This window comes from Microcoleus sp. S13_C5 (genome assembly GCF_036700845.1).
Classification (GTDB): domain Bacteria; phylum Cyanobacteriota; class Cyanobacteriia; order Cyanobacteriales; family Microcoleaceae; genus Microcoleus.
On sequence record NZ_JAUBPR010000084.1, the window covers coordinates 19484 to 29558 of the forward strand.

The following is a 10075-nucleotide window of genomic DNA, read 5'->3' on the forward strand; positions in this document are numbered from 1 at the left end:
CGCACCTTAATTCGTTCCGCAATCAGTCTCACTGTACCCCGAAGTTTTAGGAACCTCAATAGTGAACTCAAAAATCTGACCTTGAGAACTGCCAAATTTTAGCTGAGTCCCGCTGCGTAGCAGCAATTCTTGGTGGTGAACTCTCTGCCATCCCTCAGAGCCCAAAACTAGAGTCCCGTAGCGAGAAAAATCGCGGAGGAAGTAGCTAGGTTCTTCCCGGCTATCTCCGATAGTGTTTCTGCAGAAAATCTCGGCGTGTTTTTGAGAAACCCACTGTTCTCGAATCACTACGTCGTTTTCTTCCCAGCGCCCGACTCGAACCATACCCGCACGAATCGGCCAAACCTGATTGCTCGATTCGGTGGATTTGGCATTTGGTCGATCGCGCCCCCGCAAATAAGCACAAGACGGCAACCGTCCCAGCCAAGTAGAAGAATTTAAAGGCAATTCAGTTTTGAGGTCATCTACCGGCTCAGTTAGCTGACCGTCAAACTCTGGGTGCATATACAGCACAGGCAGCGTCCATGCCGGTTGATTGAACTTGTAGAGTGTCAGTAACTGTTGTCTGGCGACGGCGACTGCCCGATCGATCGACATCCGGCCGGCCAAAGCTTGGGCAAAAGTTTGGATAAAACTTAGGGCCTCGCGATCGGCGATCGAGTCCCGCATCCCCAACACCGCAGGCACCCCGTGATGGATCAGTACCTCAGCCAAACTGCTACGGGCGATCGCCTGTTGCTGGCCATTAGTTGAGTGCAACCTCTCCACCGCCGGCTGAGCTCCCCAGCAGGCATTAAACACCGCCAGAGTTACGCGGCACCGTACTAATACCTGAGCTAGTTCAGTGCCATTAATCGCGGTTTCCGGCCCCAAAAACAGCAAACCACCGTCCGGACCCGGTATCCCGTGGCCGGCGTAAAACAGAATGTTGTAAGCTTGCGTTTCCAGCCGAGAAATGAGTTCCGCCGGAGTAGGTTCGATCAGAGTATCGACGCGAGTCGGAACGCTGATGTCAAAATATTTGCCGCTGTCGTCGGTTTGAAAAGCACTTTCCAGAATGCCAGCTAAGGCGAGTGCTTCTTCTCCCAACTGCAAATGACCGTTATTGCTGTTGGAAAATTGAGAATTAGCACCGCGGCCGGGTTCTGCTTGTCCCAAAACTAGCAAAATATTGAGCGACTCTGCAGGCTGCAGGGGTGGCAAAGGTTCAACATTGCTCGTAGTGCGACTAAAAAGCAGTTGCTGGGAAAGAGAAATTGCCGGTTGACCGGCTTGAGGCTGCATAATTTCCCAAGGTAAAGCAATTAAATACGGTTCGCGCAAATCTACACGCACTCGCAGGGGTAGATTTTGCCCGATCGCGATACCTTTACTTTCCTGGAGACTACCCTGAATCGGCCCTTCAAACAGCCACTGCCAAAGATTAATCCCCAAATGCTGCATCAGGCGGCTGCTGTAGCTTGCCGGTGGCCGAGGCGGATGCTGACCCCCTTTGTCGCCCCACCCTTGTTGAGCGAGGTCGAGCGGCACAGAGGGCGTCGCTGGAGGTAGATCTAGCGACTGAGGACTTCGTTGCTCAGTTTCTGCCAGTAGATTCTGGTTGTTTTCCGGCGAGACGAAACTGCCATCAGGAATTAGGGGCAATTCGTGAATTGTCCCGGAGGGCGAAAACATTTCCTGCCAAGCTTTCCAAGATTGGGATAGGGTATCGGGCCACATACAGTCGTGGTGAACGTACCCGCTGGGATAGGGAGCTTGTAGAACCCAAGTGGCAAAATGGTTTGCCCCAGCGGTTCTCAGGCGAGCGATCGCTATACTGAGGCAAGGACTTTCAGGGCGCGCCATTCACAACTACCGACTCTGGATATAGGGTTGGATTGAGTTTCTCTATTTGTAGTTTATCGGGTTTGGGGTGCGATCGAGTGCGTGAGATTGCTTTGGGATGTTTCACTTTTACTTAGTGCCCAAAAATTTATCTATATTAGGTAAATCTACCCAAGTTCCCGTAGCATTCGACTCCTGGGTCAAATCCATCAACAACTGCGAGTAAACCCCTTCTCTGAGTGATGGTATCAACGATTTACCTGCATCTATCGCTTCTACCCACCTATCTACTACTCGAATAAACGGTGCAATTCTCCCGTCTGGATAAACTTGAGGAAACTCCAATCTTGAAGGAATTTTGATTTCAGCTAAAGGTTCTCCACCTTGGGAACCCCACAAGCGAAATCCGTGTACGTAATCTTGCTGGTTGTCGCTTCCTAACACCAACGTACCCTTACTCCCGTAGATTTCCACCCAGTGTCCCCGCCCTTGATAAGTAACAGAACTCAAACAAACTTGACAAGGAGTTCCCCCGGCTAATTCCAACATCAACGTGCACGAATCATCGGCATCAACTAATTTTAAATTTCCCGAATCATTTGGATCAGGCCGCGCCGAAATTCCTGTAATCAATTGCCCAGAAAGCCTCTGGGGCGGGCCGAACAGCCAGCTAATATAATCAAAAACATGAGAACCCGTCGCGCCCAAAACTCCGCCGCCTCGCTCTTTTTGCGCGTACCAATTCCAGGGGCGATTAGCATCAGCGCGGCTCGACACCAGCCAATCAATCTTAATTAAACGCTTTTCTCCCACATATTCTGCTGCCAATAATTCTGCTAGCATTTGCCATGCGGGGATGAAGCGAAACTCAAAGTCCATTGTGGCAATTGCTCTGGAACCACCCTTGTTAAAATCCGTTTGAGATTCGTTGTTTGCCAATCGGTAAAGTTCCCTGGCTTCATTGGCTGTCAGGGCTGTGGGTTTTTCTAATAATAAATGCTTGCCTGCTTCCAAGACGGTTTTTGCCATTTCAAAATGCAAAAAGGGTGGCGTGGAAATGCTGACGCCCGCTACTTCTGGGATGGCTACTATATCGGCGATCGAGTCGCAAGCGTAGGGGATATTGTGGGTAGAGGCGATCGCCTTTGCTTTGTCTAAATTCCGGTGGTAAACAGCCATAACCTCTGTCCGGTGATGGGCCTGAAATCCGGGAAGGTGTACTTTTTGACCGAAACCGGTACCGACTACTGCAACGCCAATTTTTGACATAATTTAATAATGGGGAATTGGGAACTTGTGCTGCCCTGCGACTTCCTTCAGGACGTAACAGAAGTATTAGGTATTGGTAGCAACTAACAAATAACTAATAACTAATAACTTCAAAATCAGAAGAAACGCTCGATAATTAATCCGTGTATTTTTGTCCTAATCCGTGTCGTGCTTTCCTTCTTCCTTCTTCCTTCTTCCTTCTTCCTTCTCCACCCATTCAATTACTTGTTTGCCCAAACGAACGCCGTCAAACAAGTCAATTTCTCTGATCCCTGTAGGGCTGGTGACATTAACTTCTGTGAGATAACCGCCAATAATATCAATGCCGACAAAGTACAGTCCGTCTCGTTGCAGCACTGGTTCTAACTGAGTGCAAATTTGCAGTTCGCGATCGGTAATTTCGGTTTTTGCGACTCTGCCGCCGACGGCCATGTTGCCGCGAAATTCATTGCCTGTGGGAATACGGTTGATAGCACCGATGGGCTTGCCGTTTAACAAGATAATCCGTTTATCTCCGTCTTTGGCTTCCGGCAGATAAGTCTGAACCATCACTGGAATTTGCCCTTGTTGAGTGCTAATTTCGACCAGGGAGTTGAGATTGCGATCGTCCGCTTCCAAGAACAAAATCCCCTCGCCAGCTTTGCCACCCAATGGTTTAAGAACTGCTGCTCCTTTTTTCTCAACAAATTGCCTAATTACCTGTTTGTTTTGAGAAACAATGGTTTCGGGGATCGCTCCCTCAAATTGCAAAGCATACATTTTTTCATTCGCCGCCCGCAATCCTTTGGGACTGTTAACTACCAAAGTTTTAGTGGGATCGATGCCATCTAAAAGGTAAGTAGCGTAGAGGTAAGGAACGTTGACTGGGGGGTCTGTCCGCATAAATACTGCGTCCATTGCTTCGAGAGGCTGCAAAGTAGGATGTTCTACCTGGTACCAAGCCTCAGCAGCTTCCCAGCCTCCCTCTACCACTTTTACTGGGGTGAGGGCTACCCGACTGAGCGTTGCCCAGGTTTTGCCGCCGATGACGCTTAGTTCGTTGGCTTGAGTTGCCCACACTTCGTGACCCAACTCTTGAGCTGCCTCCATCAGCGCTACGCTGGTATCGTGTCCTGGAATTAGTCGCGCGAGGGGATCGATGATGAATGCAAATTTCATTGTCAATTAAAATTAAGAATTGGTCGCAGGAAAATTTGGGCTAACTGAAAATTCGAGAGGGAATGCCTCATTTTGCTGCTAGCAGGGGGTCTAGCTGGCCTAGAGCATCGAGTTTGTGGATTTCGTCGCAACCACCTATGTGTTGGTCGTTAATGAATATTTGTGGGAGGGTGCGGCCTCCGTTGGCTCGATCGCTCATTTGAGCCCGTGCTGCTTCATCTCCGTCGATCGCGTACTCTGTAAAATCAATCCCTTTTCGCTTGAGAAGTGCTTTGGCACGAACGCAAAACGGGCAGGTTCTCCAAGTGTAAATTTCTACTTTAGGGGTCATGGGACGCTCAAACAATAACAATATTTTTTAATTGTAATCTTAACCCTAGTGTGGACTGTTTTTAGTTCCTAGGCTGAAACCCTTGCTTTTTCGTTGGTAGCGAACTTGCCTTGGAGCTTTGAAACCCTTATTCTACAGGTGGCTATCCAAAACTCTCCGAAGGATTGATCTTAACCAATCTTATTTTAATTTTTATATTTTAATTTTTATTAAATATAGCAACCTTCTCTTTTGCACCGGAGGTTATTCATTGCTGAAACCCTTGTCGGGAAGTGCATTTGCCTTCTTCCTTGTTTTTACCCTGAGTTAAGTCGCTATAGCTTTCTTCCTTCAACATCCGGCTCTATTTGCAGCGCACAAGCTAGGTGTCAAGTTATTTTTTATACAAATTTTTATTTTTTATATATTAAGTAAACAAATACCCACGCTTAAAAACACGGAGACATTTTGAAGGCAAACAGGTTGGTCATCAGCCTGCCTAGCGCTGCGGACCAACCTGCTTGTTTCGCTTTCTGCATGAACAGATCATTCCTGCACCTGTCAGTAGGACTGCCATCGCAGTACCCGGTTCAGGAATAGAAGTTGAGTTTCTCGAAGGTGTGCTTGTGTATATTTGGGACAAACTCGGCTGGGTCGCCAATTGCGGGTCGGATGTCGTTGCTGTTGATGTCGTTGCTGTTGATTCCGTTGGTGTTGATGTCGTTGCTGTTGATTCCGTGCTGGGGGCGCAGGCAGTAGAATAATTTCCCGGACCGCAGACATCTACTGCTGCTGCCGGAGGGGCGGCAGCTAGATAGTAAAACGCTGTTGCCATTGTGGCAGAGAGTCCAATTGCTAGTTTTGCCAGTGGCGTACACATAACTATTTAGTTAAACAGTGGTAAAATCGAAAAATAGAAATAGTCCTAGAGATTATCGCTGTACGACGGGCAAGGATTTTAGAGTTCTTACCATAAATGGATGTATTCTCTGGCTGACGTCTGTAAAAGATAGTATAGCGCTTGAGGTGAGTGCCCAAACACTTTAATAATATTATTCTCTTTTACCTAGACATCCCGTACGGTGGTTGGCACAGGTAGCTTGCAGAGAGTCTTACACAGAGTGAAGCAACATCTTTTTGCCACCTCTGAACCAACAGCCCTTACAGCCATTAACAAAGAGTCTTTTTACCTTGACCGCGACCTCCGGAAATTATTTATTTAACCGATCGCAAAATAGAGCTGCTGTATTGTACTTTGCCATGCACAATCTCACTACTCTTTTATAATCTCATAGTTCGACTAGATCTGTCCTCAGTATATGTACGTATATTCCCCGATGTCAACTACTCAAAAGGAATATTTAAGTATTTACCGAGGGTAGAGAACGTATTGAATAAGCTGAGCAAGTCTGTCGCGGAGAGTTTCCATCCCCAAACCTTTGGCTGCCGAAATAAATACGGCTTGAGGAAATTCTTCTCGGGCGAGGGCGAGAGTATCTCCATCTACGGCATCGATTTTGTTAAAAACTACAAGGGCTGGCCCGGGAGTTACTGGCATATCTGTCAAAATATTCATGACCGATCGAATTTGGCTCTGCCACGCGGGATGGGAGAGATCGACAAGGTGCAGCAAAGCATCGGCGTCAGTGACTTCTTCGAGGGTAGCCCGAAAAGCGTCGATCAAGGCGGGGGGAAGTTCGCGAATAAAGCCCACTGTATCTGTGAGGACGATCGACAGGGGTTCCCCGGTGACGCCGGGAATGGTCAACCGTCGGGTTGTGGGGTCGAGGGTGGCAAATAACTGGTCGGCGGCATAGACCTCGGAATTCGTGAGCAGGTTGAGCAGAGTCGATTTACCGGCGTTGGTGTAGCCCACGATCGCCACTGAGGGCACCTCGTGATGATGCCGGTTCTGCCGCAGCCGGAAGCGGTGCGCCAGCAGTTGATTTACTTCTTGCTGCAATCTAGAAATGCGTTTGGCGATCGTCCGCCGTTCGGTTTCTAGTTTGGTTTCCCCTGGGCCTCGGGTACCGATACCGCCACCCTGTCTCGACATTGCCTGACCGCGACCTCTGAGCCGGGGCAGGGCGTACTCTAGCTGAGCGAGTTCGACTTGTAATTTACCCTCGCTCGTTCGAGCTCTTTGGGCAAAAATGTCTAGAATTACCTCTGTTCGATCGACGACCCGGATACCTATCTGAGTTTCCAAGTTCCGTATTTGTGCGGGGGTCAGGTCGCGATCAAATACCACAAGGTTAGCGCTAACCGTCTGAGCGGTGAGGGAAATTTCCTGAACTTTGCCTTCGCCGACGACTGTCTGCGGATTGGGGCGCGATCGTTTTTGGCGCACTGTTTGCAGTACCTGACCTCCGGCGCTTTCAACCAACCGCGTGATTTCTGCCAGGCCGTCCTCAAACTCCAACTGAGTCATGTGCTGAGTCATGATACCTACCAACAGCACTTTATCTTGGTCTGCATCGACCTGCTTAGCGACAAACTCTGCTTGAAACTCTGCTTCGAGTCCTTCCACCAAATCGAGAAAGTCTTGGTCGGCAAGTTCGTCCAAATTCAGCGGTTCTGATATTTTCCAGGGAAAGTGTGGAGTTTGAATTAGTGACTTTGGAATTGAAGGCTCTTCTATTTCATCAGTTGAATCTGGTTCTAACTGAGCGCTCAAAACAGAGAACTCAAAATTTGGCCGCTCTCCCTGGGGTATCAGGTGAGCGAGATAAGTTTCTTGGATGTAACCTGTCGCACCGCCGCCGCGACGCTGAAATCCTCCGCCGGTCAGCGTCAGCCAAACGAGGGCATCGAGGCGCTGAATTGCCATTGCTGTGAGAGCTGCTTCGCTTGGGGTTTCTGGCTTCAGGTGGGTGGCGATGCAGCGAATGCCGCTGAGGCGACCTCCCCCGTAGCGGGGCAATTCTAGGGGCGCAATCTGCGTTTGCCTGGGTGTACCGACGCCGACGCGAATTACTTGTCCGCGACGGTTGATGTAGGTGCAGATTGGTTTGTCTATTTCCGTGCTGATGGCCGCGACGCGCTGGGCGAATTCGGCAGTGGTGATGCGATCGCCCGGTAGTCGCTGATGGTACAGCTTTTCGAGTTGCTTGAGCTGGCTGGACTTTAAACCTTGAAGATTGCCGTAGATGGTTTCGATAACTGTTTCTCCCGATCGCTCTATTTATCTCCTATTTTAGTTAACTCAAGGGCGATCGTGTTCGGGTTTTAAGTTGAAATTTACTAAATTTTCTTGCCTCTAGCAGAGCGCGGATTCAGTCTTGTCGAGTCACCAGCGCCGTTGTTTGTCGCGGGGCTGCGATCGAGCCTTTGATAGCGGCCACCTCAGCTTGCAGTTGTATTTAGTATTTACAGATACAGGCGATCGCTGAAAAATCTCGCGCAACAAAACTTAACACTTTATTTTTTGTTTCAAAATCCTCCTTTAGACTTGTGTGTATCTTGAGTCTAGAGACAGATAGCAAAGCAGAAATTAGGTCGCTACCATGAGAAGCGAACATTGTTAAGGAATGTAAAAACATGGAAACTCGTCCTACTAACCTGCCTCCTACGGCTAATGCTTACAACGGCAAAGATCGGAATGCCTTTCTGTTTGGCTTCAACCCACAAGCAGAACTTTGGAACGGTCGCTTAGCGATGATCGGTTTCTTAGCTTATTTGCTTTGGGACGCCGCTGGATATAGCGTTCTGCGCGACATTCTCCACTTTCTGCCTACCTACATTGCTCAGTAATGAGTAGCTGTCTTTCCTGTCTGGCAGCGTGAGTAAATGCCGCCACTGCCAGACAGGCTAAAAGTTACAAATGGCAGCGAGTATGGTTTTGTCCCTTTGTATCTTTCGTTACTTTTGAATGGCATTAAGAGACTTCTTGCTGTGATTCGATGATTACGGGTGGGGGCGCTGTCGCCGACGCGGTGAATATTGACAGCAACAGATATTTATTGCGTAAAGGCGATCGCCCCTGCTGTATTTTTGGCAAGAAATCTCATCGAGCATTTCTGATAGTTTATGAAAAATAGGAGCATCAACGATGATTAACTCTAATTTACTGGCAGTAGTAGCATCGACTGTGACTGACACAGCATCAGGAAATTGGCAAAAGCCTCTGGTGATGTTTGTTTGCAATATATTAGCCTTGCTAGTTCTCAGCCGCCGAATTTGGTATCCCCACGTCGGGCCGAAAATGCCTTTGCCCTTCCCCTCTCTGTTCAACAATGTTAGCGTCCCGGCATTTCTGGCTTGCATGAGTGCCGGTCATTTGCTGGGAGTCTTCACGATTTTAGCCCTCCACATCGACAAGTATTTTTAGGAGCAATTGCGTCGCTTCTGTGGCGATTTATTGCTACAATCGGTAGATTAAAAGGCAGGCAAAAAAGGGTAGGGGTAAGTGAAAACCACTCACCCCTGCTATTTTAATTTTAGAGCTGCACTGACGCAGAAATCGGTTTTTTTTACCGTGCACCTACAACTAACGGGACTTAAATAAATTTCAAGCCCCAACCAAGACTAAACTAGCTTTATCAGGATCAAATAGGTAACTATTGGCTGATAGCGCGCCCCCAAACCTATAATATATAACTGTTGTCAAATCTTTTAATCCCTCCGTAAAATTAGTTAAAAATAGTGATGCCCTTAGCAAGGAGGCAATTCACGCTTCAACTGATACCAAATTACCAAACGTTAGAGCCAATATACTAATATTCAAGGCCCATAAAGACTGCTCCTTCCACTGACTGAATACAAGGCATAACCCTAACCATTTGTGACAATCACGAGAGAAAAATTGGGTTCAATTAAGGTTTTCAACTATAGGGAAAATTGTCTGTCTTTCCGAGCGCTCAAATCTGAGGCTAAAGCTCCGTGCCTTTGGCCGGAGTAAGCTTACTTTAGGGAATGGGATATAACCATTTGCGAAATAATTGTGTTAAGCGCGGCATGATCAAATAGGTGAGCAGGATAACAGTGAGACCTGTGATCATCAGAGATGTGAGCAAGGCAGGAAGCCCGGATAGTAGCGGTACCAACAAACGATTGAGAATAGAAATGGTAACAAACACTCCCAACCATGTAACTAACGCCATTTTGTAGCGAGGGGGTGGAGCCTTCATCGATTTATTGGGCAGCGTAAACCAAGTTTCCAATCCGGTAAGGGTTTGAATATCTTCGGCCCTTTCAATCAATGGCTGCAATCGCTCAATCCACTCTCGCCGAACATCAGATTCTAGCCATGTCTTGAGATTGTCGTAGCAATCGAACTTGAGAATCACCACGTACTCAGGATGGGCGTGATGCTGGGGTCGAATAGTGCTGACACCCAGATGTCCCTTGAATTTTCGTGCATCTGCGGCGATGCCATGAAACCATGCTTCGTAGCCTTGATCGCGCCCCGGTTTCACGACATGAGAGATCACAGCGGTGACTAGTACACCTCGGCGTAAATACACAGACTATTAGACAGCCAAGACTTTACCCTTATATGTCCACTTAAAAGGT

The 10075-nt window shown here is 48.1% G+C and carries 10 protein-coding genes; 4 read left to right on the plus strand and 6 right to left on the minus strand.

Annotation, left to right across the window (positions count from 1 at the left end; genetic code table 11):
- Window positions 1–6: 6 nt before the first annotated feature.
- From QUA04_RS20170 to grxC, 4 genes are all read right to left on the minus strand, one after another.
- Window positions 7–1845, minus strand: coding sequence for a CHAT domain-containing protein (locus QUA04_RS20170; RefSeq protein WP_333259754.1), 1839 nt, complete (start codon window positions 1843–1845; stop codon window positions 7–9).
- A 108-nt stretch (window positions 1846–1953) separates the two neighbouring features.
- Window positions 1954–3093, minus strand: a complete 1140-nt coding sequence (locus QUA04_RS20175; protein WP_333259757.1) for a Gfo/Idh/MocA family oxidoreductase — start codon at window positions 3091–3093, stop codon at window positions 1954–1956.
- A 156-nt stretch (window positions 3094–3249) separates the two neighbouring features.
- Window positions 3250–4251 (minus strand): glutathione synthase, encoded by a 1002-nt coding sequence (gene gshB / locus QUA04_RS20180; RefSeq protein WP_333259761.1) that lies wholly within the window; start codon window positions 4249–4251, stop codon window positions 3250–3252.
- A 67-nt stretch (window positions 4252–4318) separates the two neighbouring features.
- Entirely contained in the window at window positions 4319–4582 is a 264-nt protein-coding gene (gene grxC, locus QUA04_RS20185; protein ID WP_333041860.1) for a glutaredoxin 3, read from the minus strand.
- A gap of 500 nt (window positions 4583–5082) precedes the next feature.
- On the opposite strand from grxC, the gene QUA04_RS20190 reads away from it, so the two are divergent.
- The gene (locus QUA04_RS20190) at window positions 5083–5325 is read left to right on the plus strand and encodes a hypothetical protein (protein ID WP_333259764.1); all 243 of its coding nucleotides are present in this window, start codon (window positions 5083–5085) and stop codon (window positions 5323–5325) included.
- Window positions 5326–5930: 605 nt separating this feature from the next.
- Here QUA04_RS20190 and hflX read toward each other — a convergent pair.
- Window positions 5931–7568 carry a GTPase HflX gene (gene hflX / locus QUA04_RS20195; RefSeq protein ID WP_333259777.1) on the minus strand — a complete coding sequence of 546 codons (1638 nt, stop codon included), beginning with the start codon at window positions 7566–7568 and terminating at the stop codon, window positions 5931–5933.
- Here hflX and QUA04_RS20200 point away from each other — a divergent pair.
- The 3 genes from QUA04_RS20200 to QUA04_RS20210 all read left to right on the plus strand — a co-directional run bounded on the left by QUA04_RS20200 (window position 7506) and on the right by QUA04_RS20210 (window position 8891).
- Window positions 7506–7643 (plus strand): hypothetical protein, encoded by a 138-nt coding sequence (locus QUA04_RS20200; RefSeq protein ID WP_333259766.1) that lies wholly within the window; start codon window positions 7506–7508, stop codon window positions 7641–7643. The genes hflX and QUA04_RS20200 overlap by 63 nt on opposite strands.
- A 458-nt stretch (window positions 7644–8101) precedes the next feature.
- Window positions 8102–8314, plus strand: a complete 213-nt coding sequence (locus QUA04_RS20205) for a chlorophyll a/b-binding protein (RefSeq protein ID WP_333041855.1) — start codon at window positions 8102–8104, stop codon at window positions 8312–8314.
- A 298-nt stretch (window positions 8315–8612) separates the two neighbouring features.
- Window positions 8613–8891: a Photosystem I reaction center subunit PsaK gene (locus QUA04_RS20210; RefSeq protein ID WP_333259768.1), complete on the plus strand. Its 279-nt coding sequence runs from the start codon at window positions 8613–8615 to the stop codon at window positions 8889–8891.
- Between the two features lie 577 nt (window positions 8892–9468).
- On the opposite strand, the gene QUA04_RS20215 is transcribed toward QUA04_RS20210, so the two are convergent.
- Window positions 9469–10026, minus strand: a complete 558-nt coding sequence (locus QUA04_RS20215) for an antibiotic biosynthesis monooxygenase (RefSeq protein WP_333259771.1) — start codon at window positions 10024–10026, stop codon at window positions 9469–9471.
- Window positions 10027–10075: the final 49 nt, after the last annotated feature.